The organism is Variovorax sp. 10L421 (assembly GCF_056395365.1).
The window spans coordinates 183326-207491 of record NZ_JBFTJJ010000007.1 but is presented as its reverse complement, the minus strand read 5'-3'; the positions used below and the strand labels follow the sequence as shown (position 1 = coordinate 207491).

At 68.0% G+C, this 24166-nt stretch carries 16 protein-coding genes; 9 read left to right on the top strand and 7 right to left on the bottom strand.

From position 1 onward, the window contains the following. Positions 1 to 27 precede the first annotated feature (27 nt). Together AC1DFC_RS12805 and AC1DFC_RS12800 are read left to right on the top strand one after the other, a co-directional pair. Positions 28 to 489: a flavin reductase family protein gene (locus AC1DFC_RS12805; RefSeq protein ID WP_256220245.1), complete on the top strand. Its 462-nt coding sequence runs from the start codon at positions 28 to 30 to the stop codon at positions 487 to 489. 19 nt (positions 490 to 508) lie between these two features. Continuing rightward, positions 509 to 1762, top strand: coding sequence for a dienelactone hydrolase family protein (locus AC1DFC_RS12800; RefSeq protein ID WP_478179345.1), 1254 nt, complete (start codon positions 509 to 511; stop codon positions 1760 to 1762). A 24-nt stretch (positions 1763 to 1786) separates the two neighbouring features. On the opposite strand, the gene AC1DFC_RS12795 is transcribed toward AC1DFC_RS12800, so the two are convergent. The 3 genes from AC1DFC_RS12795 to AC1DFC_RS12785 form a co-directional block, all read right to left on the bottom strand. Then, positions 1787 to 2512 carry a hypothetical protein gene (locus tag AC1DFC_RS12795; RefSeq protein WP_478179344.1) on the bottom strand — a complete coding sequence of 242 codons (726 nt, stop codon included), beginning with the start codon at positions 2510 to 2512 and terminating at the stop codon, positions 1787 to 1789. Between the two features lie 143 nt (positions 2513 to 2655). Beyond that, positions 2656 to 3729 (bottom strand): L-idonate 5-dehydrogenase, encoded by a 1074-nt coding sequence (locus AC1DFC_RS12790; protein ID WP_478179343.1) that lies wholly within the window; start codon positions 3727 to 3729, stop codon positions 2656 to 2658. A 13-nt stretch (positions 3730 to 3742) separates the two neighbouring features. After that, positions 3743 to 4696 carry a 2-hydroxyacid dehydrogenase gene (locus tag AC1DFC_RS12785; protein ID WP_478179342.1) on the bottom strand — a complete coding sequence of 318 codons (954 nt, stop codon included), beginning with the start codon at positions 4694 to 4696 and terminating at the stop codon, positions 3743 to 3745. 127 nt (positions 4697 to 4823) lie between these two features. On the opposite strand from AC1DFC_RS12785, the gene AC1DFC_RS12780 reads away from it, so the two are divergent. Genes AC1DFC_RS12780 through AC1DFC_RS12770 form a run of 3 tightly spaced genes read left to right on the top strand, consistent with a single transcriptional unit; the run spans position 4824 to position 6918 of the window. After that, on the top strand, positions 4824 to 5603 hold the full coding sequence (locus tag AC1DFC_RS12780) for a glucose 1-dehydrogenase (RefSeq protein WP_007836040.1): 780 nt from the start codon (positions 4824 to 4826) through the stop codon (positions 5601 to 5603). Positions 5604 to 5633: 30 nt separating this feature from the next. After that, positions 5634 to 6536 (top strand): NAD(P)-dependent oxidoreductase, encoded by a 903-nt coding sequence (locus AC1DFC_RS12775; protein WP_478179341.1) that lies wholly within the window; start codon positions 5634 to 5636, stop codon positions 6534 to 6536. A 43-nt stretch (positions 6537 to 6579) separates the two neighbouring features. Continuing rightward, positions 6580 to 6918, top strand: a complete 339-nt coding sequence (locus AC1DFC_RS12770) for an EthD domain-containing protein (RefSeq protein WP_007836048.1) — start codon at positions 6580 to 6582, stop codon at positions 6916 to 6918. On the opposite strand, the gene AC1DFC_RS12765 is transcribed toward AC1DFC_RS12770, so the two are convergent. Both AC1DFC_RS12765 and AC1DFC_RS12760 read right to left on the bottom strand, forming a co-directional pair. Next, positions 6884 to 8806, bottom strand: coding sequence for a glycoside hydrolase family 15 protein (locus AC1DFC_RS12765; protein ID WP_478179340.1), 1923 nt, complete (start codon positions 8804 to 8806; stop codon positions 6884 to 6886). The two genes, AC1DFC_RS12770 and AC1DFC_RS12765, sit on opposite strands and share 35 nt — an antisense overlap. A gap of 85 nt (positions 8807 to 8891) precedes the next feature. Continuing rightward, positions 8892 to 9137, bottom strand: a complete 246-nt coding sequence (locus AC1DFC_RS12760) for a hypothetical protein (protein WP_007836053.1) — start codon at positions 9135 to 9137, stop codon at positions 8892 to 8894. Positions 9138 to 9372: 235 nt separating this feature from the next. Between AC1DFC_RS12760 and AC1DFC_RS12755 the strand changes: the two genes are divergently transcribed. From AC1DFC_RS12755 to AC1DFC_RS12740, 4 genes are all read left to right on the top strand, one after another. Further along, entirely contained in the window at positions 9373 to 10155 is a 783-nt protein-coding gene (locus AC1DFC_RS12755; RefSeq protein ID WP_478179339.1) for a 4'-phosphopantetheinyl transferase family protein, read from the top strand. Positions 10156 to 10576: 421 nt separating this feature from the next. Beyond that, positions 10577 to 18271, top strand: coding sequence for an ESPR-type extended signal peptide-containing protein (locus AC1DFC_RS12750; protein WP_478179338.1), 7695 nt, complete (start codon positions 10577 to 10579; stop codon positions 18269 to 18271). Between the two features lie 32 nt (positions 18272 to 18303). Then, positions 18304 to 19194 (top strand): OmpA family protein, encoded by an 891-nt coding sequence (locus AC1DFC_RS12745; protein ID WP_478179337.1) that lies wholly within the window; start codon positions 18304 to 18306, stop codon positions 19192 to 19194. Positions 19195 to 19287: 93 nt separating this feature from the next. After that, positions 19288 to 21006, top strand: a complete 1719-nt coding sequence (locus AC1DFC_RS12740) for a tannase/feruloyl esterase family alpha/beta hydrolase (RefSeq protein WP_478179336.1) — start codon at positions 19288 to 19290, stop codon at positions 21004 to 21006. Positions 21007 to 21016: 10 nt separating this feature from the next. Here AC1DFC_RS12740 and AC1DFC_RS12735 read toward each other — a convergent pair whose 3' ends face one another. Next, positions 21017 to 22897, bottom strand: a complete 1881-nt coding sequence (locus AC1DFC_RS12735; protein WP_413335539.1) for a TRAP transporter large permease — start codon at positions 22895 to 22897, stop codon at positions 21017 to 21019. Next, a complete protein-coding gene (locus AC1DFC_RS12730; RefSeq protein WP_007836067.1) occupies positions 22894 to 23910 on the bottom strand; it encodes a TRAP transporter substrate-binding protein in 1017 nt (338 codons plus the stop codon). The genes AC1DFC_RS12735 and AC1DFC_RS12730 overlap by 4 nt, the downstream gene beginning before the upstream one ends. Positions 23911 to 24166 lie beyond the last annotated feature (256 nt).

Here is a 24166-nt window from a genome sequence, read left to right as displayed (position 1 = left end):
TTCGACCGCCGCGACTTCCGCAAGGCGCTGGGCCAGTTCTCGACCGGCGTGACCGTCATCACCACGCGCGCCATCGACGGGCGCCGCGTGGGCATGACGGCCAATTCGTTTTCATCGGTGTCGCTCGACCCGCCGCTGGTGCTGTGGAGCCTGGCCCGCAACGCACCGAGCGTGGCGGATTTCACCGGCGCCAGCCATTTCGCGATCAACGTGCTGGCGGCGCACCAGCATCACCTGTCGCGCCAGTTCTCGACGCCGCAGGCCGACAAGTTCGGCGGCGTGGATTGCTGCGAGGGCACGGCAGGCGTGCCGCTGCTCAACGACGTCATCGCACGATTCGTCTGCCGCAACGTGCGGCAGTACGATGGGGGCGACCACCTCATCTTCATCGGCGAAGTGGAGCGGTACGACCGCTTCGATGGCGAGCCGCTGGTCTTTCACTCGGGCTACTACCAGGTGACGACGCGGCACCCGGAATGTTTGCAATAGAACGCACACGGAGAACCACATGCAAGAGAAAGCTCAGGCTTCAGGCCACTACATCGAAATGAAAGCCGCCGACGGCAGCGGCACCTTCCGCGGCTACCTCGCGCTGCCTGCGGCGGGCACGGGCCCCGGCCTGGTGATCGCCCAGGAAATCTTCGGCATCAACCACACCATGCGCGAGGTGGCCGATTACTATGCCGAAGAAGGCTACGTGGCGCTGGTGCCCGACCTGTTCTGGCGGCAGGAGCCGAACGTGGAGCTCGGCTACAGCGAGGCCGACTGGCAGCGCGCCTTCGCGCTCTACGGCGGCTTCGACGAAGCCAAGGGCATGGAAGACATGCAGACCGCCATCGATGCGCTGCGCGCGCGCGCCGAGGTGCCCGGCAGGAAGGTCGGCGTGCTCGGCTTCTGCCTCGGCGGCAAGCTCGCATACCTGGCCGCATGCCGCACCGACGCGGACGCGGCGGTCGGCTACTACGGCGTGGGCATCGACGCCGCGCTCGGCGAGGCCGACCGGATCAAGCGGCCGCTCACGCTGCACATCGCCGAGCTCGACAAGTTCTGTCCGCCCGAGGCGCGCGACCGCATCGTCGCCACGCTCAAGGGCCGCCCCGGCGTTTCCCTGTACGTGTATCCGGGCATGGACCACGCCTTCGCGCGCGCCGGCGGCGAGCACTTCCACAAGCCTTCTGCGCTGATGGCGCACGAGCGCAGCATCGCCACGCTGAAGGACGCCATCGGCCCGCACTACGACCTCTCGGCGCTGTGGGACAAGCACTGCGAATACGAGTTCGCCACGCGCAACGTCGACGACACGATGAGCACCATGGTGGCCGAGCCGTACGTCAACCACATTCCCACGATGACCGGCGGCGTGGGCTACAAGGCGCTGCATGCGTTCTATACGAACCACTTCGTCAACAGCAATCCGCCCGACACCTCCCTGGTGCCCATCTCGCGCACAGTGGGCGCTACGCAGGTGGTCGACGAGATGCTGTTCTGCTTCACGCACACCACCGAGATCCCGTGGATGCTGCCGGGGGTCAAACCGACCGGAAAGCGCGTGGAGATACCGCTGCTCGCGGTCATCAAGTTCCGCGGCAACAAGCTCTATCACGAGCACATCTATTGGGACCAGGCCAGTGTGCTGGTGCAGGTCGGACTGCTCGATGCGAAGCTGCTGCCGATGGCGGGCATCGAGACGGCGCGCAAGCTGCTGGACGAGACGCTGCCGTCGAATACGTTGATGACGCGTCAGGGGGCGACCGGGGCTTGAAGGGACGCCGCGGCACTTCACGCCTCACTGTGCAATGTCGGCCGCGATTTTCTCCAGCACCTCGCGCGGCCGTTCGGTGATCACGTCGCCATGGCTCACCACGATACGCGCCAGCGCCGGTTCGGCCGCCCAGGCACGCAGTGCAGCCGCCAGCGCCGCATGGTCCTTGACGAACATCTTTTCGCCCACCCAGGGCATCTGCGGTTCCTTGACGCCAAAGCCCATGAGACGCGCCATCACCTTGGCGCCCAGGCCGTCTGGATGGTGCACGTTGGCAATGATGTCGTTGACGACCAGCGAGGTGCCGTCCGCGCGCCGGATGACCAGGGCGGCCTCCTTGTCGCCGACGCCCGGCACGGTCTGGAACGCCACGGTCGGGTCGTCGAGCACGTCCGTGATCGCATCCACCGGCGCGGCCTCGGCCACGGCTTCGCGCGCGCCGGGCGGGCAGACAACCTTCGCAGTCGGATAGCGCCGCTTCCAGGCCTTGAGATCGAGGCGGTGCGATGCGCCGGGCACGATCAGAAAGTCGACCGACCCCAGCGCTTCGAGCTGCGCCATCTGCGGCTCGCTCAGCGCAATGGCACTCCACACGGCGAGTCGCCGGCCCCGCAATGTGAGCACGGTCATCCGGCGTGGAAAATGGCCGAGCGGCATGACGATTTCGCCCGCCACGGTGTGCAAGCCTTCGCCGAGCATTTCAAGCGGGCCGTGCTTCTCGACCTTCCATTCGTCGTTGAGTCTGGACATCTGGATACCTCCGTTTTGTTGAACGTCGATATGCAGCAACCTGAGCCTGTGGCTCGCGCCGCGCCGCCGGCCTCTTGCGCCAGTTCACGTAGGAATAGCGATGCCCGAAACAACTTCCTTCAGGATTTCAGCGGAAGACCCCGTCAGGCCGCGACAGCCTCGGCGCCCGCATCCGCGAAATCGATCAGCACCTTCATCGCCTTCTGCCGGTCGCTCGCCAGCTCGAAGGCCTGGCGCGCCTGCAGCATCGGGAAGGTGTGCGTCACCACCGGCGACAGGTCGACGCGCCCTTCGTTGATGAGCCGCACCGCGAGCGCGAATTCCGCATGGAAGCGGAACGAGCCGCAGATGCTGAGTTCCTTGGCCACCACCATGTTCTGCGGAATGCTCACGTCGCCGCCCAGCCCCAGCTGCACGACCACGCCGCGCGGGCGCATCACCTCGAGCCCGTCGCGCAGCGCGCGCTCGTTGCCCGAGCATTCGAGCATCACGTCGAAGGTGCCCTTGTCGGCCGAATGGCGCGACACCCAGGCCTTGTCCTGCGCGACGTTGATGACGTTGTCGGCGCCCATGGCGCGCGCGATGGCCAGCGGCTCGTCGACCACGTCGGTGGCGGTGATCTCGGCCGCCCCGTGCGCGCGCGCCGCCGCGATGGCCAGCACGCCGATGGGCCCGCAACCCGACACCAACACCCGCTTGCCCAGCAGCGGACCGGCGCGCGACACGCCGTGCAGCCCCACCGAGAACGGCTCGGCCAGCGCGGCCAGGCGCAGCGGCACGTGCTCGGCCACCTTCACGCACTGCGTGGCCTCGCACAGCAGCATGTTGCGGAAGGCGCCCTGCACGTGCGGCGTGCGCATCGCGCTGCCATAGAAGCGCATGTCGAGGCACTGGTTGGGCAGGCCCTCGAGGCAGAACTTGCAGGCGCCACACGGACGGCTCGGGTTGACGGCCACCTTGTCGCCGATGCGCACGCTCTCCACGCCGGGCGCCACCGCCACCACGGTGCCGGCCACTTCATGGCCCAGCACCATCGGCTCCTTGATGCGCACGGTGCCAAAGCCGCCGTTGTGAAAGTAGTGCAGGTCGGAGCCGCAGATGCCGCCCATGCCGACCTTCACCAGCACCTGGCCCGGGCCGATCTCGCCGGCGTCCTGTTCGTCCAGGCGCAGATCGTCGGGGGCGTGGATCACGAGGCACATACAACGCAAACGCATGATGTTTCTTCCTTCAGGCAACGGGAGTGACCAGGGGCTGGCCCGCGAAGTGGGCTTCGAGGTTGCGGCGCACGAGTTCGCCCATGGCGCGGCGCGTCTGTTCGGTGCCGCTGCCATGGTGCGGGTGCAGCACCACGTTGTCGAGCGCGGCAAAGCGCGGGTCGATGCGCGGTTCGTTGAGGAACACGTCGAGCGCGGCGCCGGCAATGGCGCCCGCCTCCAGCGCCTGCAGCAGCGCGCCTTCGTCGACGGTGGTGCCGCGCGACACGTTCACCAGCCAGCCCTGCGGGCCCAGCGCCTGCAGCACCTCGGCATTGACGATGCCGCGCGTGGCTTCGCCGCCGGGCAGGATGACGATGAGCACGTCGCACCAGTCAGCCATGGCGGACAAGCTTGCGAAGTGACGGTGCGGACTGTCTTGCTTCGGCGTGCGGCTGAAGTAGCCCAGCTCCACGTCGAAGCCCGAGAGCCGGCGCGCGATGGTGCTGCCGATGCGGCCGAAGCCCGCAATGCCGATGCGCTGGCCGAAGACGCGCGTGGTCAGCGGCATGCCGCCGTTGGCCCATGCACCGCTGCGCACGAACCGGTCGCCCGCCGGAATGCGGCGCTGCAGCGCGAGCGTGAGCCCCACGGCGAGATCGGCCACGTCGCCGTTGAGCACGTCGGGCGTGTTGCTCACGCGGATGCCGCGCGCACGGCAGGCGGCGAGGTCGATGCCGTCGGTGCCCACGCCGTAGCAGGCGATCAGCTCCAGCTTCGGCAGCGCGGCGATCAGCTCGGCATTCGCGCCCAGTTCGCCACGCGTGGCGACCGCGCGAATGTGCGGCGCGTGCTCCGCAATGAAGGCCTGCCGGTCGGGCGCTTCCCACAGGCGGTGCAGCGTGTAGGCGGCCTGCATCGGCGCCATGTCCCATTCCGGGTAGGCGCCGGGCATCAGCACGTGCGGGGATGTAGCGGTAGCGGTCAAGCGGGTCTCTCCTGCGGATGTCGATTCAATCAGATACCGGTAACTTTAATCGCCAACATGAAATAACGCCAGCGCAGGTTTTACCCATTGACGACTACAAAAGATACCGGTAACTTATCCGGCTGTCATGGACCAGGAGCCTCCCTTGAAACTGTTCGACCTTTCCGGGCGCACCGCCCTCATCACCGGCTCCAGCAAGGGCATCGGCTTCGCGCTGGCCGCGGCGCTGGGCAACGCCGGGGCGCGCGTGGTGCTCAATGCACGCGACGCCGCGGCGCTCACCGCCGCCCGTGACGCCCTGCGCGCCAAGGGCATCGCGGCCGAGGCCATGGCCTTCGACGTGACCGACGCCGCCGCGGTGGAAGCGGGCGTGGCCGCCATCGAAGCCGACATCGGCGCCATCGACATCCTCGTCAACAACGCCGGCATGCAGCACCGCGGCGCGTTCGCCGAATTCCCGGTCGATGCCTGGCACAAGATAGTCACCACGAACATCGACAGCGTGTTCCTGGTCGGCCGCTTCGTGGCCCAGCGCATGATCGAGCGCAAGCGCGGCAAGATCATCAACGTGTGCTCGGTGCAAAGCGAGCTGGGCCGCCCGGGCATTGCGCCCTACGCCGCCACCAAGGGCGCGGTGAAGATGCTCACCAAGGGCATGGCGATCGACCTCGGCAAGCACGGCATCCAGGTCAACGGCCTCGGGCCGGGCTACTTCAAGACCGAACTCACGCAGGCGCTGGTGGCCGACGAGGCCTTCACGGCATGGCTCTCGGGCCGCACGCCCGCCGGCCGCTGGGGCGACGTGGAAGAGCTGGGCGGTGCGGCCATCTTCCTGGCTTCGGACGCGTCGAGCTTCGTCAACGGCCACATCCTGTATGTGGATGGCGGCATCACCGCGAGCCTGTAGCACCGTGCACTGCATGCTGAAAGCCCCCGCATGACGACCGCAACCGTCCCCAGCCAGCGCGTGGCCGTGATCGGCGTGGGCATCATGGGCACGGCCATCGCGCGCCGGCTGCTCGAATGCGGCCACCGGGTGAGCGTGTTCGATCCCGATACGGCCAAGGTCGCGGCGCTGCAGGCGCATGGCGCGCAGGCCGCCGTCACCGCGCAGGCGGCAGCGGCGGCCTGCGACTTCGTGATCACCAGCCTCAACTCGGCGGCGGTGGTGGAGCGCGCGATCTTCGGCGAGGCCGGCATCGCCGCCGCGCCGGCCGATGCGAAGCGGCTGCTGATCGACATGTCGTCCATCGACCCGCCGTCCACGCGCCGACTCGCGCAGTCGCTGCGCGAGCGCACGGGCATGGGCTTCGTCGACGCACCGCTCTCCGGCGGCGCGCCCAAGGCGCTGCTCGGGCAGCTCACGGTGATGGCCGGCGGCAGCGCCGAAGACGTGCAGCGCGCACGCGCCGTGATGGACAGCCTGTGCGCCAACTACACCCGCATGGGCGACAGCGGCGCGGGCCAGACCACCAAGCTCGTCAACCAGCTGCTCTGCGCCATCGGCTTCCAGGCCGTGGCCGAGGCGGTGCGGCTGGCCGAGGCCGGCGGCGTCGATGCCTCGAAGCTGCCCGCCGCGCTGGCCGGCGGCCGCGCCGACAGCCAGATCCTGCGCGAGTTCGGCCCCAAGATGGCCGCGCGCGACTACACGCCCACGGGGCGCATCGACAACATGCTGAAGGACCTCGAGGCGGTGCAGGCCTTCTCGCAGGGCCAACGCCTGCCGATGCCGCTGGCGGGCGCCGTCTCGGAGTTGCACCGCAGCTTCGTCGCGGCCGGGCTCGGTGCCGAAGACACGGCGGCCATGATGCGGCAGTTCGACGGCTACGCTCGCGGCTGAAGCGGCCGCACCCACGGATTTCAACCAGGAAAGAAGAACACCCATGTTCATCCGCTGCGCGTTTTTCAGGGGCCGGGTCAAGGCCGGCATGGAAGAAGCATTCGACCGCCACGTGCACGAAAAGCTCGTGCCGCTGTGGACCCGCTTCCCCGGCGCGCTCGAGGTGCGCGTGCTGCGCCAGCTCGAAAGCGACGTGAGCGATCCCGAACTGGCAATGGTGCTGTCGATCCGCTATGCGAGCCGCGAGGACATCGCCATCGCGCTCGATTCGCCCGTGCGCTACGAAAGCCGCGAGGTCTCGAAGACGCTCTTCGAGATGTTCGACGGCACGGTCTTCCACACCGTGTTCAGCGCCGAGGAGTTCGCGCTCGCGGCCGCCTGAGCGGCGTCCTCTTCCTTGCCGTCTTGTTTGCCTTCTGCGGCTGCGCCTTGCCGTCGAGGTCCGCCAGTTCCCACACGCCGCCGGCCGCCGACACCAGCGCATGCGCGCTGTTGATCAGCCCGATGTGCGAGAACGCCTGCGGAAAATTGCCGAGCTGCCGCTGCGCCACCGGGTCGTACTCCTCGGCGAACAGGCCCAGGTCGTTGCCCAGTGCCAGCAGGCGCTTGAACAGCGCCCGCGCCTTGCGCAGCCTGCCCATGGCCACGTACACGTTCGACAGCCAGAAGCTGCACGCGAGGAATGCGCCCTCCCCGCCTTCGAGGCCGTCCACGCCTTTCTCGGTGCGGTAGCGGTACACCAGCCCGTTGAAGATCAGCTCCTTCTCGATGCGCGCGATGGTGCCCTGCACGCGTGCGTCGTGAATGGGCAGGAAGCCGATCAGCGGCATCCACAGCAGCGCCGCGTCCACCGTGTCGGCGCCGTAGAACTGAACGAAGGAATTGCGCCCGGCGTCGTAGCCGCGTGCGCAGACTTCGGCATGGATCTCGTCGCGCACCTCGCGCCAGCGCTCCACGGGCCCTTCGAGTCCGTATTCCGTCGCGCTCGCGATCATCCGGTCGAAGGCCAGCCAGCACATGATCTTGGAGTGCACGAAGTGGCGCGGCTCGCCGCGCACTTCCCAGAGGCTGCAGTCGGGCTCCTTCCACAGCGCCGTCAGCTGCTTCGCGATGGCGCGCTCCAGCGGCCACACCTTGTCCATGTCCGCCAGCCCGGCCTTGCGCGCCGCATGGAAGGCTGCGATGACCGAGCCGTACACATCGAGTTGCCGCTGCCCGTGCGCGCCGTTGCCGATGCGCACCGGCCGGCTGTTCTCGTAGCCCGGCAGCCAGCCGAGCTCGAGTTCGGTGAGCGAGCGTTCGCCGTGCAGGCCGTACATCACCTGCAGCTCCTCGGGCGAGCCGCCCACCGCGCGCATCAGCCACCAGCGCCAGGCGCTGGCCTCCTCCACATAGCCCGAGCCGATCAGCGCGTAGAGCGTGAGCGCCGCGTCGCGCAGCCAGCAGAAGCGGTAGTCCCAGTTGCGCTCGCCGCCGGGCCGCTCGGGCAGCGAAGTGCTCGGCGCGGCAACGATGCCGCCGGTGGGCTCGTAGGTGAGCGCCTTGAGTGTGAGCAGCGAGCGCATCACCGGCTCGTGGAACTCGCCACCGTAGCCGCAGCGCCCGGTCCATGCGCTCCACTCGATCACGGTGCGCGCCAGCAGCGCGCTGGCGTCGCGCGTCACCGGCGGCTTCAGGTGCGACGGAAACCAGTCGAGGCTGAACGCGATCGACTGCCCCGCCGACACGGAGAAGTCGGCAAAGCTCGCGAAGTTCTCGTTGGTCAGCGGCACGCCGGAGCTGATGCGCACCGAGTCGGGCCCGGCCGTTGCGAACACCGCGCCGTCGCGCCGCTCCATCCACGGGCACCACTCGCCGTAGTTGAAGCGGATGCGGAACTCGGTGTGCATGGCGACGATGCCGCGCACGCCCCGCACGATGCGCACCACCTCGTGCGTGCCGTCGATGGCGGGGCGGGGCATGAAGTCGGTGACGATGGCCACGCCCTTGGCCGTGCGGATCGTGGTCTCGAGCACCACCGTGCCGGGCAGGTAGCGCCGGGCGATGCGCGCATTGCGGTCCTTGGCACGCATCGTCCAGTGCCCGTTGCGCTCGTCGCCGAGCAGGCTGGCGAACATGGCCGCGGAATCGAAGCGCGGCAGGCACAGCCATTCGATGTCGCCGCCGCGGTGCACCAGCGCCGCGCTGTGGGTCGAGCCGATGAGCGCGTAGTCGCCGATGGGGCGGTCGGCATGGAGCCGTCCGGAGGGGTGCTTGGGGTTCTTTGACAAGAGCCCGAGTCTTTTCGCGCGCCCGGGCGAGGCACGCCAGCGGCGGGCGCGGATTGCTGACGGACAACGCCTTTTCGCGGGCGCGTCAGGCCTGAGGATCACGCCCCCCAGGCCGGGTCATCCATTCGTCCACGAAAAACCGCGCACGGAACCTGACCCGTTCGAGCGCGGCTTCGCGCGAAGGCTGCTGCGCCAGCACGAACACGCAGCGCTGCACCCGCCCCTGGCGGAGTTCGGCCTTGCCGGCGTAGGTGCCTTCCGGGGCCTTCTTGAGGTCCACTTGGCAAGTCCAGCCTTCGGGGAGATCGAAGTCGGAGAATTCGTGGGTCATGGCAGATCGAAGAATAGTTCTCCGGGAGCCGCGGCTCGATCTTCCAGCCAGCGGTGCCAAGGGCCTTTTCCTGAAAATGTGACGATCGCCGGCCTCGAGGAACCACCACCAATGGGCGGGTGCCTGAGCGACCTCTACCAACGCCAGCAGACCGTCGACACCAGTATGGGCGGGCCACCTTAAGCCCAGCTGAAGAACCCGCCGGACGAGTTGAAAAATCAAGCAAGAATTGCGAATGCAACTGCAGATCGACTCGCGCCAGGTCCACCTGTGGCACCTGTACGTTCCCGACCAGGACGCCCCCGCCCACGAAGAAGCCATGGCCCTGCTGACGCCCGAGGAGCGCGAAAAGCACGGGCGCTTCCACTTCGCCCGCGACAGGCGCCGGTACCTCATGACGCGGTGGCTGATCCGCTCGCTGCTCTCCCGCTACGCGCCCATCGCGCCGCGCGACTGGCGGTTCGAAACCAACGCCTATGGGCGCCCGCGGATCGCCAATGCGCTGCTGCAGGCGAAGCGTCTTCGCTTCAACATTTCGCACAGCGCCTCGCTCATCGTGGTGGCGCTGACGGTCGAGCGCGAGGTGGGCGTGGACGTCGAACACACGGCCAGGGCCGCCCCGCTGGAGATTGCGCAGCAGTTCTTTTCCGCCGACGAGGCGCAGGCGCTGCGGCAGCTTCCGGCCGAGCTTCAGCCCTCCCGGTTCTGGGATCTCTGGACGCTCAAGGAAAGCTACATCAAGGCGCGCGGCATGGGGTTGTCGCTTCCGCTGGACCGGTTCTCCTTCAGTTTCGAAGGCGCGCATGAGGTGGCGGTCGGCTTCGAGGACGGCCTCGACGACTCAGCTGCGCGCTGGCGGTTCTGGCAGCTCCAGCCGGACAACGCGCATGCCGTGGCCCTCTGCCTGGAGTGCGTGCAACCGGAAGGCGTGCAACTCGTGTGCTGGAAGGCATCGCCGCTGCTTGCCTCGGTCGAAGAGTTCCAGAGCGCGGTGACGCGCCGGTCACCGGGCGGTTGATTCCCCGGGGCGGAACGGTCTTCCAAATTTCGCGCGAGGCTGATCGCGGGCTTTGTCAAGCGGCATGGCCGCCATGGAACATCGTTTCCATAAATATCTCGCAAGTAAATCGATGCACTAAAAAGAGCTATCGATTTCTTTCCCCCTGTGAGAAACAGATGTTCATTACCACCAAAATCTACGATTGACAAAGGAACTTTTCATGGTAAGCATTCAATTCATTAGTAACTTGTTATTACTATTAATAAATAATCCGCGTTTGAAAATTTAAATCAATTCGACAAACTGCCTCCTAAAAGCGACAAGGCAGATTGCAATCGCCCACCCCCCAATTAACATTTGTTTGCAACAACTAACAAATAGTGCGCAGGGACAAGGTCCTAGGACCGATCACTGATTTTTTAATTGGATGGATGGGGTCATGAATAAAACTTATCGCTCACTCTGGAATGAGTCCCTTGGCGCCTGGGTCGCCGCGTCGGAAAACACACGGGCCTGTGGCAAGCGCGGCGGCGGCCGCGTGGCATTGGCCGCTGTGGCCAGCGTGCTCGGATTGTTGTCGCTCTCGGCGCAGGCGCAGGTGAACTGCAGTGCGCCGCCGTACAACTTCTACAGCGGCAGTGCGACGTGCGCGGGTTATCTGTCTCAAGCGACTCTCGGCGGCGCCACTGCCATAGGCTATAACGCCCAAAGCACGGGGCTGAATGCCGCGACGCTCGGCTACCAAGCCCTTGCCACAGCCACCAACGCCATTTACATCGGTGCGCGCACCGGTGGGACCGGAGCGTCCGGGCAGTCGTCGATTGCTATTGGTACGGATGTCAACTCCAGCGGCGACGCAGCTGTCGCTGTCGGCGCGCAGTCGAAAGCAACTGGACTCAGAGGCATTGCCTTGGGTGCGCAAGCCAATGCCGCTGTCGACTATGCGACAGCACTCGGTGGCGGTGGCGTCAGTCCAGCAACAGCCGTCCGGGCCACCGGCGTCGGTTCGACGGCTCTAGGTGGCAATGCCACCAGTGGCGCCCTTGCATCGGGCGCCGATGCCATCGCCATCGGCGGCCAATCCGTCTCGTCGACACAATATTCAGTGGCCATCGGCCTGAATGCAGCAGCCTCAGGCGCGGGCGGTGCAGTCGCGATAGGTGCCAGCGCGGTTTCGAACAATGTCAATACGGTCGCGCTGGGCGTCAACGCCAATGCCACCGGAGCTGGCGCCAGCGCATTGGGCACCGCTTCCACGGCCACGGGAGGGAACTCCACCGCAGTCGGTGTCAACTCTGTGGCGGGTGCAAACTTCGCGTTCGCCGGAGGCTATTTGTCCCAGGCAACCGGGTTGCGCACCGTCGCGGTAGGCAATCAGGCGGAAGCAACCAGCGACGCAGCCACCTCCGTCGGGAACACTGCTCGGGCGCTAGGGAACAGTTCGCTTGCACTCGGAGCGCAAGCACTCGCCATCGGGGACAGCACGGTTGCGGTCGGCCAGGGTGCCGGCGCGGGCTCGACGATCGCCAACACGGGTTCGGTCGCAGTGGGCATTGCCGCCGGCACGCTGGTCAGCGGCGCGCTGAATACGGCTCTGGGCGGAGGCATTGCGAGCGTGATGCGGGGCGCCGGTTCGGGCGTCACGGGAGCGCGCAACGTCGCATTCGGCACGGGCGATGGCAAGGTCGCCTATGACGCCACGCTGGGCGCTTCGGCGGGCAGCCTGGTCAGCGGCAACGACAACGTCGCGATCGGCACCAACGCAGGCATCGGTGTCGCAGGCAATGCGACCACATCGATCGGCCTGAATGCGAATGCGAGCGCGAACAACGCGATCGCCCTCGGTTCGCAGGCAACGGCATCGGCAGCAAATACCCTCGCTCAAGGCACCGGCAGCAATGCAGGCAACCTGAACGCCATCGCGATCGGCTTCCAAGCGATCGCAACCAAGATCAACTCCATCAATCTTGGCGCGCGCACGGCTCCAGGAGCGGGCGCCCTGGGGGAAAGCGCCATCGCCATTGGCACGGACGTGACGGCCTCGCAAGATCGGGCGGTCGGGCTGGGAATCGGAAGCCGGGCAACCGGCCTGGATGCGCTGGCGGCCGGTACCCGCACCAATGCGGCTGCCGACTACGCCACGGCGCTCGGTTCGGGCGGGACCACGGCAGCGACGGCCGTGCGCGCCACCGGCGTCGGCGCGGTGGCGATGGGCGGCAACGCCACCGCGGGCGCCCTTGCATCGGGCGCCAATGCCATCGCGATTGGCGGTGAATCCGTCGCCGATGCCGCCGAGGCGGTTGCCATTGGCCGGGGCTCCAGGGCCACCGGCGGTCGCGCGGTTTCGATCGGCTCGGGCAACGTCGCCAACGGCAACGGCGCGGTCGCCATCGGCGACCCCAACACCGCCACCGGCAACGGCGCGATTGCCTCGGGCCTGGACAACACCGCCACCGGCGACGGTTCGGTGGCCATGGGCAATACCAACATGGTGGGCGGCGGCGGGCAGGCGGTCAGCACCCCCGGCACGGCGGCACAGGGCGCGGTCGGCATCGGCTACCGCAACACCGTGGTAGGCCAGGGCAGTGTCGCGATCGGCAGCACCAGCAGCGCGCTCGCCGCGGGCGCGGTGGCATTCGGCGACACGGCGGTGGCCAACAACGCGGACGACGTGGCGCTGGGCTCGGGCTCCACGACGAGCAAGGCCGTCGGCACGGCCAGCACCACCATCGGCGGCACGGTCTACAACTTCCAGGGCACCACGCCGACGAGCACGGTGAGCGTGGGCAGCGTGGGCAACGAACGCACCATCACCAACGTGGCCGCGGGCCGGATCTCCGCGACCTCGACCGACGCCATCAACGGCTCGCAGCTCTACGCCACCAACCAGGCGGTGCAGGCCATCGCGGCCAGCACGCCCACGCACTACTACAGCGTGAACGATGGCGGTGTGCAGCAGGCGAACTACACGAACAACGGCGCGACCGGCGCGAATTCGTTGGCGGCCGGCGTCGCCGCGTCGGCTACAGGCGATCAGTCCGTGGCGCAGGGCTTCCAGTCGAGCGCATCGGCCGGCGACGCCATTGCGATCGGCACCGGCACCAAGGCGTCGGCGGTCAGCAGCACCGCGATCGGCGTCAACGCCGTGGCATCGGGCGTCAGCGGCTCCACGGCGGTGGGTGCCTTCTCCAGCGCCAGTGCCACCAACAGCCTGGCGGTCGGCGAATTTGCCAGCGCATCCGACGTGGGCGCCTCGGCCGTCGGCCCCGGCGCGAACGCCGCGGCAGCACGTGCCACGGCGCTCGGCAATGCCTCTTCCGTCACGGCTGCGGGCGGCGTCGCCGTGGGCGACACGGCCAACGCCAAGGCGGCGAACAGCGTGGCGCTGGGCGCGAACTCGGTTGCCAACAACGCCGGTGACGTGGCGCTGGGTTCTGGCTCGACCACCGCCACGGCCGTCGGCACGGCCAGCACCGTGATCAACGGCAAGACGTACAACTTCCAGGGCACCACGCCGACGAGCACCGTGAGCGTGGGCGCGGTGGGCGCCGAGCGCACGATCACCAACGTTGCAGCCGGTCGGATCTCCGGGACAAGCACCGACGCGATCAACGGCAGCCAACTGTTCGCCACCAACGCCGCGATCGATGATGTAGCCACCACGGCCAACAAGGGTTGGAACGTGACCACAGGCCAGACAGGCACCGGCACGGTCACAGGCACCAGCGTGCAGAACATCGCCCCAGGCGGCACCGCCACCTACACGGCGGGCAACAACATCGCCATCACGCAGAACGGTGCAGAGGTGCAGATCGCCACCAGCGCCACGCCCAGCTTCACCAGCGTGACCACGGGCGGTACGGTGCTGAACAACAACGGCCTCACGATCACGGGTGGCCCGAGCGTGACGAACACCGGCATCAACGCCGGCAACACGGTCATCACCAACGTGGCACCCGGCGTGGCGCCCACCGATGCGGTGAACGTGACCCAGCTGAACACCACGGTGGCGGCCAACAAGACCAAGTACTACAGCGTGAACTCCACCGGCGGCGGCAACGAGGACAACCTCGGCGCCACGGGCACCGATGCCATTGCATCGGGCAAGAACGCGACGGCGGCGGGGAACTCGGCCGTGGCCATCGGCCTGGGCGCGACGGCTGCGAACGCCAACAGCGTGGCGCTGGGCTCCGGCTCCGCGACGGCCGCTGCGGTCGGCACGGCCAGCGCCGTGATCAACGGCAAGACCTACAACTTCCAGGGCACCACGCCGGCTTCGACGGTGAGCGTGGGCGCGGTGGGCGCCGAGCGCACGATCACCAACGTCGCAGCCGGCCGGATCTCCGGGACAAGCACCGACGCGATCAACGGCAGCCAACTGTTCGCCACCAACGCCGCGATCGATGACGTAGCCACCACGGCCAACAAAGGTTGGAACGTGACCACAGGCCAGACAGGCACTGGCACGGTCACAGGCACCAGCGTGCAGAACATCGCCCCAGGCGGCACCGCCACCTACACGGCGGGCAACAACATCGCCATCACGCAGAACGGTGCGGAGGTGCAGATCGCCACCAGCGCCACGCCCAGCTTCACCAGCGTGACCACGGGCGGCACAGTGCTGAACAACAACGGCCTCACGATCACGGGCGGACCGAGCGTGACGAACACCGGCATCAACGCCGGCAACACGGTCATCACCAACGTGGCACCCGGCGTGGCGCCCACCGATGCGGTGAACGTGACCCAGCTGGGCGACACGGTGGCGGCCAACAAGACCAAGTACTACAGCGTGAACGACAACGGGGTGGCGGGAGCCAACGTCAACAACGACGGCGCGCAGGGCATCAACTCCATCGCCGCGGGCGTGGGTGCGAGCACCACCAAGGCGGCCACCGGCAGCGTGGCCATGGGCAACAACGCCGCGGCCAGCGTCGTCAACGGGCTGGCGCTGGGCTCCAGCGCGGCGGCGGGTACCAACGCGGGCGACGTGGCACTGGGCTCCGGCTCGGTCACGGCGGCCGTGGTCAACACCCCCGGCGTGACCATCAACGGCACGCCCCACACCTTCCAGGGCACCACTGCGACGAGCACCGTGAGCGTGGGCGCGGTGGGCGCCGAGCGCACGATCACCAACGTCGCGGCCGGTCGGATCTCCGGCACCAGCACCGACGCGATCAACGGCTCGCAGCTGTTCGCCACCAATGCCGAGCTGGCCAACATCGGCTCCACGGCCAGCAAGGGCTGGAACATGACCACGGCCCGGACAGGCACGGGCACGGCGACGGGCACCAGCGTGCAGAACATCGCCCCGGGCGGCACCGCCACCTACACGGCGGGCGACAACATCGCCATCACGCAGAACGGTGCAGAAGTGCAGATCGCCACCAGCGCCACGCCCAACTTCACCAGCGTGACCACGGGCGGCACAGTGCTGAACAACAACGGCCTCACGATCACGGGCGGACCGAGCGTGACCAATACCGGGATCAATGCCGGCAACACGGTCATCACCAACGTGGCGCCCGGCGTGGCGCCCACCGATGCGGTGAACGTGAGCCAGCTGACCACGCAGGTGAATGCGTCCAAGATCCACTACTACAGCGTGAACGACAACGGCACGCAGCAGGGGAACTATGCGAACGATGGGGCCACGGGCATCAATGCCCTGGCTGCCGGCGTGAACGCCCTGGCCGCGGGTGCAAGCGGCATTGCCATGGGCAACGGCGCGCGCGCCAGCGCCGCTGACACCATCGCCATCGGCAGCACTGCGACGGCCGATTCGGCGGAGGCGGTGGCCATCGGCAGGAACGCGAAGGCCACGGGCGGCAAGGCGATCTCGATCGGCTCGGGCAACACGGCCTACGGCGACGGGGCTGTTGCCATCGGCGATCCGAGCTATGCCAGCGGTACCGGTGCCTTTACCGGCGGTGCCAACAACATCGCCAACAGCGACGGCACGGCCTCGGCCACTGCGGCCAACCAGGCCAATGGTGCAGTCGCCATCGGCAATGGCAACAAGGCGATCGGCCAGGGCTCGGTGGCACTGGGCAACGGCTCCACGGCCGGTGCGGCCGGCAAGGCCGGCAGCGTGGCCATCGGCGATGCAGCGACGGCGACTGCCAATGCGGGCGATGTGGCGCTGGGCTCCGGCTCGATCACCACGGCGGCCGTCGGCACGGCCAGTGCGACCATCAACGGCAAGACCTACAACTTCCAGGGCACCACGCCGACGAGCACGGTGAGCGTCGGCGCGCCGGGGGCGGAGCGCACGATCACCAACGTGGCCGCCGGCCGGATCTCCAACACCAGCACCGATGCGATCAACGGCTCGCAGCTGTTCGCCACCAACCAGTCGATCGCGGACCTCAGCACGACGGTCACGACCAACAAGACCAAGTACTACAGCGTCAACTCCACCGGCGGCACCAACGAAGACAACCTCGGCGCCACCGGCGCCAACGCCATCGCGTCGGGCAAGAACGCGGCGGCGGCCGGCGCTTCGGCGGTGGCCATCGGCCTGGGGGCCACGGCCGCGGACGCCAACAGCGTGGCGCTGGGCGCAGGTTCGGCCACGGCCGCTGCAGTGGGGACTGCGAGCACGACGATCAACGGCACGACCTACAACTTCCAGGGCACCACCCCGGTGGGCACGGTCAGCGTGGGCACGGTCGGAGCCGAACGCACCATCACCAACGTGGCCGCCGGCCGGATCTCCAACACCAGCACCGATGCGATCAACGGCTCGCAGCTGTTCGCCACCAACCAGTCGATCGAGAATCTCAGCACCACGGTCACGGCCAACAAGATCAGGTACTACAGCGTCAACTCCACCGGCGGCGGCAACGAAGACAACCTCGGTGCGACGGGTGCCGATGCCATCGCGTCGGGCAAGGATGCGAGCGCAACGGTTGCCGGTGCGGTGGCCATCGGTTCGGGTGCCGTCTCCGACCGGGCGGTCGCGCCTTCCACCGGCAGCATTCCGGCCGGCAGTTCGCTGATCTCCTACAACACCACCGACCGCACCCTGCTGGGCGCACTGTCGGTCGGCAGTGCGACCACCTACCGCCAGATCACCAACGTGGCCGACGGCACGCAAGCGCAGGACGCGGTCACGGTGCGGCAGCTGTCTGGCGCGTTGACGTCCTTCGCGGTGACGCCGACGCTGTACTTCCATGCCAACTCCGCCGCGGCGGACTCGCTGGCCATTGGCGCGGAGTCGGTGGCCGTGGGCCCGCAGACCGTGGTCAACGGCAACAACGGCGTGGGCATCGGCAACGGCGCGGTGGTGCAGCAAAGCGCGCCGGGCGGCATTGCGATCGGCCAGGGCGCGACCTCGCACATGGCCGACTCCATCGCGCTGGGCACGCAGTCGTCGGCCGCCGCCGTGCAAGGCGTGGCGCTGGGCGCGGGCACCAGCGTGACGCAGGCCGGCGGCGTGGCGCTGGGCGCGGGCTCGGTGGCCTCCACCGCCGCGGGCGTGGCCGGCTACATCCCGCCCACCGCCACTGCCGCGCAGCGCATTGCCATCGGCGCGACCACCAGCACGCTGGCGGCGGTATCGGTGGGCAATGCAGCCAGCGGCCAGTTCCGGCAGATCACCGGCGTGGCCGCGGGCACGGCCGACAGCGATGCGGTCAACGTTTCGCAGCTGCGGGGTGTACAGGGCACGGTCGCTGCGATCGACCAGTCGGCGGTCAAGTACGACAGCAATGCGGACGGCACGATCAACCACAACAGCGTGACGATGGGCGGCAGCAACGCCACCGGCCCGGTCACGGTGCACAACGTGGCGCCGGGCGTGGCGGGCACCGACGCCGTCAACGTGAACCAGTTGAACGCGGTCAGCGGCGGCCTGAACAACCGCATCGATGCGACCAACAGCCGCATCGACAACGTCGAGAAGAACGCGTATGCCGGCGTTGCCGCGGCCATGGCCCTGCAGATGCCTGCGAGCTACGTTCCGGGCAAGACGGTCATGCGCATCGGCGCGGGCTCCTTCAAGGGCCAGGGCGCGGTGGGCATCAGTTTCCGGCGCACCTCCGAGAACAACGCCTGGAGCATCACCGGCGGCGTGGCCACCAGCCGTGCCGGGGTGGGCGCCACCGTTGGCGCGGAATGGGTCTTCAACTGATCGCCATACGGATGAACTGGACGAACTCCATCATGAACAAGCCTCTTCAAGCCAAGACTTTCTTCACGGTCCGTACCGCACCGCTCGCCGCGCTCTGCCTCGCGGCACTCGTGGCCGGCGGCTGCGCCAACCCGAGCTACACCATCACGCCGGAGATGCAGGCCAGGGCCGCTTCGGAGAACCCGGCACCGCCGAAGGACGAGGACTTCCCCGCGCTCGACTCGGCCAAATGGCAGCAAGGCGCCTTTCCGAGCCTCGAGGCCCTGCGCGCCATGCGTGCCGGCATGGGCAAGGACCAGGTGCGCGAGCTGCTGGGCTTTCCGCACTTTCGCGAAGGCCTGGGCGGCGTGCGCGAGTGGAACTACATCTTCCACTTTCGCACCAGCGCCGGTCCGGAATACATCACCTGCCAGTACATGGTCCGCTTCAATGCAGACGTGCTGACCAACGGCATGTACTGGAAGGGACCGGGCTGCGCGGACCTGCTCAAGCCGATGGCCGCGACGAAGCCCGCCGCTACCGTCCAGCCGGTGGTTCTGCCTGCAAAGACGACGCTCGGCGCCGACGGCCTGTTCCGCTTCGACGGCCGCTCGCTGGCCGACCTGCTGCCCGAAGGCCGGCGCAAACTGGACGCACTGGCAAGCGACCTCGGGAGCAGCGCCAGACCGGTGAACTCGATCAGGGTGACCGGGCATACCGACCGGCTCGGCAGCAACAGCTACAACCAGGCGCTCTCGCTGGCGCGCGCCAACACCGTGCGCGACTACCTGGTGCAGGCCGGCGTGCCGGCGCAGGCTGTGCAGGTGCAGGGCAAGGGCGAATCGGAGCCGAAGGTGCAGTGCACACAGACGAGGCGCGCGGACCTGATCGACTGCCTCGCCCCGAACCGCCGCGTGGAGATCGAGGTGTCTGCGCAGCGGTGAACTCCGCGGCGGGCCATGCCGAACGCACGGTCCGCCGGCGGTTTCGACCGTAAGATGGCGCCGCGCCGCCGCAGAGCGGTGTCTGGAGACACGATGCCCCGTTTCACCCTCCGTGCCTTCGCTCGAGCCGCCCTCACCGCGGCCGGGCTCTCGCTGACGGCTTGCGGCACCGTGCCGCCTACCGCCGAGCAGCCAGCAACTTCCTGTGCGTCTCTGGCACGCCATGTCATCGAACCGGGAGCCATCGGCTTGCCCAGCGGAAGGGCCTCGGTCACCTCCGCCGTGCTGACGCCCGCCGCGGCAGGAACGGCCAACGCCGGTGCATTTGTGCCGGCCCTTCCCCGGTTCTGCAAGGTCACGGGCACGATCGCATCGCGTGACCCTGCCGCGCAAGTCATCAACTTCCAGCTGAACCTTCCGACCGAATGGAACGGAAAGGCCCTGCAGTACGGTGGCGGCGGCTTCAACGGCGTGTTGATCACCGGCCTCGCGCCCTTGCGCGACGCCGCGCCGGGCGACCCGCTGCCCATCGCGCGGGGCTATGCGACCTTTGGCCAGGACTCGGGCCACCAGGCGAGCGCCTTCCCTCCCGGCGAGCCAGGCGCCTTCGCGCTGAACGACGAGATGCTCGAGAACTTCGCGTTCGCTTCGTACAAGAAGGTGAAGGACGCGGCCGTGGACCTCATGCGCGCCTACTACACACGACCGCCGCAGCGCACGTACTACTTCGGCGGCTCGGAAGGCGGGCGCGAGGGAATGATGATGGCGCAGCGCTTCCCGGCCGACTACGACGGCATCGTCAGCGTGGTGCCCGTCATCAACTGGACCGGCCTGTTCCATGCATTCGTACGCAACCAGGTGCCACAGCACGACGACTGGCTCCAGGCCGGCAAGATCCCGCTGATCGCGAAAGCCACCTCCGATGCCTGCGACGCGCTCGACGGGCTGGCCGACGGCGTCGTCAACAACTACATGGCTTGCCAGGCCCGCGTCGACCTGCAGCCGCTGCGCTGCCCCGGTGGCGGCGATGCAGGCTTGCAATGCCTGTCGGACGCGCAGCTGCGACTGGTGCGCGGCATCCACTCGCCGTATGTTTTTCCCTTTCCCATCGCCAACGGGCTCACCACCTATCCGCAGTGGCTGTACGGCCATGAGGACAGCCTCGACGGTCCCTCCGCCCTGAACATGGTGCGCTGGGTCTCCGGCACGGCGGCGCCCGTTGCCCCTCCGGATGCGGCGCGCCATTCGACGCAGTGGATCTACGGCAGCAACTGGATCCGCTACGCCGTCGCCCGCGACAAGGACTACGACGTGCGCCGCTATCGTCCCCAGGAGTTCCGGGCGCAGGTCCAGAAGACCTCCGCGATGATCGACGCCACCGACCCGGACCTTTCGGCGTTCTTCGCTCGCGGCGGCAAGCTGATCGTGCGCGAGAACGCCGCCGACCGCGCACAGAGCCCCCTCATGGGAATCCAGTACCACGGTGCGCTCGTGGCGCGCATGGGAGCACCGGCCGTGGAAAGATCCGTGCGGCTGTATGTTTCACCGGGCTCGACACACAGTGGCAATTCCCGGGCGGTCGGAGGCGGCGCGCCGGTGCCGACGATGGTGGACCTCCTGGATCCGCTGGACCGATGGGTGAGCACGGGCGCTGCGCCCGCAGACGCGCTGGTGCAAACGGTCAACGCGCCGCTGCCGCCGTTTGTCGTCCAGGCGTCCCGACCGATGTGCCGCTACCCCGCGTACCCGCACTACACAGGCGGCGACCGCATGCAGGCGTCCAGCTACCAGTGCCGCGCTGCGACACCTTGAGCAGGCTCCATCAAAGGAACCCGATGGAGAGCCACGGCACCGCGGCGACCAGGACGGTGCCGACCAGCAGCGCGAGCATGTAGCCGACGATGGGCCGGATGCCCTTGTCCGGATGCACCCGCCCGATCGCGCACGCCGCGTAGTAGCCCACGCCCAGCGGCGGCGCGAACAGCCCCAGCCCCATCGACAGCACGACGACCATGGCGTAATGCACCTCGTGGATGCCGAGCTGGCGGGCGATCGGGAACAGCAGCGGGCCGAACAGCACGATGGCCGGGATGCCCTCGAGCACCGAGCCGAGCACCACGAAGGTGACCAGCGAAACGGCCAGGAACATCGGCGCGCCGCCCGGCAGCCCGGTCATGGCCTGCGCCAGCGAACTGGAGAAGCCCGACTGCGTCAGCCCCCAGGCCATTCCCGTCGCGGTGCCGATGATCAGCAGGATCGCGCCCGACAGCGACGCCGTCGCCACCAGCATCGGCCCGACGCGCTTCCAGTCGAACTGGCGGTACACCAGCAGGCCCGACAGCACGGCATAGACGATGCCGATGGTCGAGACCTCGGTGGCCGTGGCCACGCCTTCGACGACAGCCGCGCGGATGATGAAAGGCAACGCCAGCGCCGGCACTGCAATCGCCGCCAGCTTGGCCACCTGCCGCCGCGAGGGGCGCTCGACATGGCTGAGATCCTCGCCCCGCGCCCGCAGCCAGACGACGACGCACAGCGTGAGACCCAGCACCACGGCCGGCAGGAGGCCGCCGGTGAACAGCGCCGCAATCGAGACGCCCGTGACCGATCCGATGGTGATCAGCACCAGGCTCGGCGGCACGGTCTCGGTCTGCGCGCCGGTTGCCGAGAGCAGCGCCACCAAGTCGCCCTCGCTGGCGCCGCGCTTCTTCATTTCCGGAAAGAGCGCGGGCGCCACCGCGGCCATGTCGGCGGCCTTCGACCCCGAGATGCCGGAGACGAGGTACATCGCCCCGACCAGCACGAACTGCAGGCCGCCGCGCACGTGGCCCAGCAGGCCCGCGAGGAAGGCGATCATGGCCTTGGCCATGCCGGTCATTTCGATGAGCAGCCCCAGGAACACGAACAGGGGCACGGCCAGCAGGATCAGGTGCGACATGCCCTCGTCCATGCGGCCGATGATCACCGGCAGCGCGGTGTCCGTTCCCAGCGCCAGGTAGCCGATGGTCCCCAGGCCGAACGCAAAGGCGATGGGAATGCCGCTGAACACGCCCGCCCCGACCACACCTACGAAGAAGATCAGCAGGTTGTAGCGCCCCAGGTCTTCGAAGACGCCGCGGCCCAGCGCGAAGGCGCCGATCACGACGGCCACTGCGGCGAAGGCCTTGGTGCCCGTGCGCCAGTCGGCATCCTTGAACAGCCGCAGCACCGAGAACAGCATCATCAAGGCGATGCCGCAAGGCAGCGCCGCAGCGCGCCATGCGTTCGAGATCTCGAGGGCCGGCGTGGTGATGAAGCGCTCCTCCGAGGCGTATTCCCACGCTGGCCAGGCCACCATCGCGAGGAAGGCCAGCGACGCGCACACGCTGATGGCCTCCAGCAACTGCTGGCGCGCGGGCGCCTGGCGCGAGACCAGCGCCGTCATGCGCATGTGCTCGCCGCGCCGCAGGGCGACCACGGCACCGAGCATCGCCAGCCAGATGAAGAGCATCGAGGCGAGTTCGTCGGACCAGACCAGCGGCCTGTGGAACGCGAAGCGCGCCACGACGCCGGCCAGCAGCACGGCGATGTCCGCCAGCACGAGCGCACCAGCGGCCGCTTCGACGATGAACCCGAGAACGCGGTCGATGCGCGCCGCCCGCGAAGCGGGGCCCACCGCCGGAGACGCCTGCACGCTGTGGCCGGCGGGGCTCATCGCGCTCATGCCAGCTTGCCGACGGAGCGTTCCAGGAGGGCCCATGCCTCGTCGCCGTACTTGCTCTTCCATTCGCCATAGAAGCCGGCCTTGCGAAGCTGGTCGCGGAAGGCGGCGGCGTCCGGCTGGTTGAAGGCCAGGCCCTTGCCGGCCAGTTCCGTCTGCAGCCCGGCGTTGAGCTGCGCCACGTCGTCGCGCTCCTTCAGGCCGGCCGCGTCGATGTGCTTGGCAACGATGGCGCGCAGATCGGCCGGCAGCTTCTCCCAGGCGCGGCGGTTGGCCAGGAACCAGAAGCCGTCCCACATGTGGTTGGACAGCGAGCAGTACTTCTGCACCTCGAAGAGCTTGGCCGTCGAGATGATGGCCAGCGGGTTCTCCTGGCCGTCGACGATCTTCGTCTGCAGCGCGGAATAGACCTCGGCGAAGTTGATCGACGCCGGCGCGGCATCGAGGGCCTTGAACATCGAAGTCCACAGCGGCGACACCGGCACGCGGATCTTGAAGCCCTTCAGGTCGGCGGGCGTCGCGATGGGCCTGGACGATGAAGTGATCTGGCGAAAGCCGTTGTCCCAGATCTTTTCCATCGGCACGATGCCGGCCTTGGCGATCTGCGCGCGGATGTAGGCACCCAGTTCGCCATCCATCGCCTTCCACACGCTCGGGTAGTCCTTGAACGCAAAGCCGACGCCGCTGATCGATGCCGCCGGCACCAGCGTCGAGAGGATCAGGCCCGAGAGGGTGAAGAACTCGACGCCGCCCGAGCGCAGCTGGCTGAGCACATCCGTGTCGGAGCCGAGCTGGTTGTTCGGGAAGATCTGGATGAGGACGCGGCCGTTGGTCTCGGTGCGGATCGCATCGGCCATCTCCTTGGCGCGCAGGTTCATCGGATGCGTCACCGGCAGGTTGTTCGCGTACTTGTAGGTGAACTCGGCCTTGGTTTGCGCGAAGGCGCTGCCCGCGGGGGCGGCGACAACGGCGGCCGCGGCGGCGCTGCGAAGAATGGTGCGACGGGAAATGTTCATGGTTTGTCTCCTTGGTGGTTCGTCATTGTGATCGGTGGCTCAGCCGTGCATGGCCGGCTGCGATTCTCCACGCTCGACGAGGCGCGTTCGGATGTCGTTCTTGGTGAACTTGCCGTAACCCGGCTTCGGCAGCGAATCCCAGAAGAAGAAGCGGCGCGGCCAGCGGTACCTGGCGCAGCGCCTCGGCCGTAAGGCCCGGCCGGCTCGCGACGACGATCTCGCCCCATCGAGCTTGCCGAAGCGCGTGTGGCCTCAG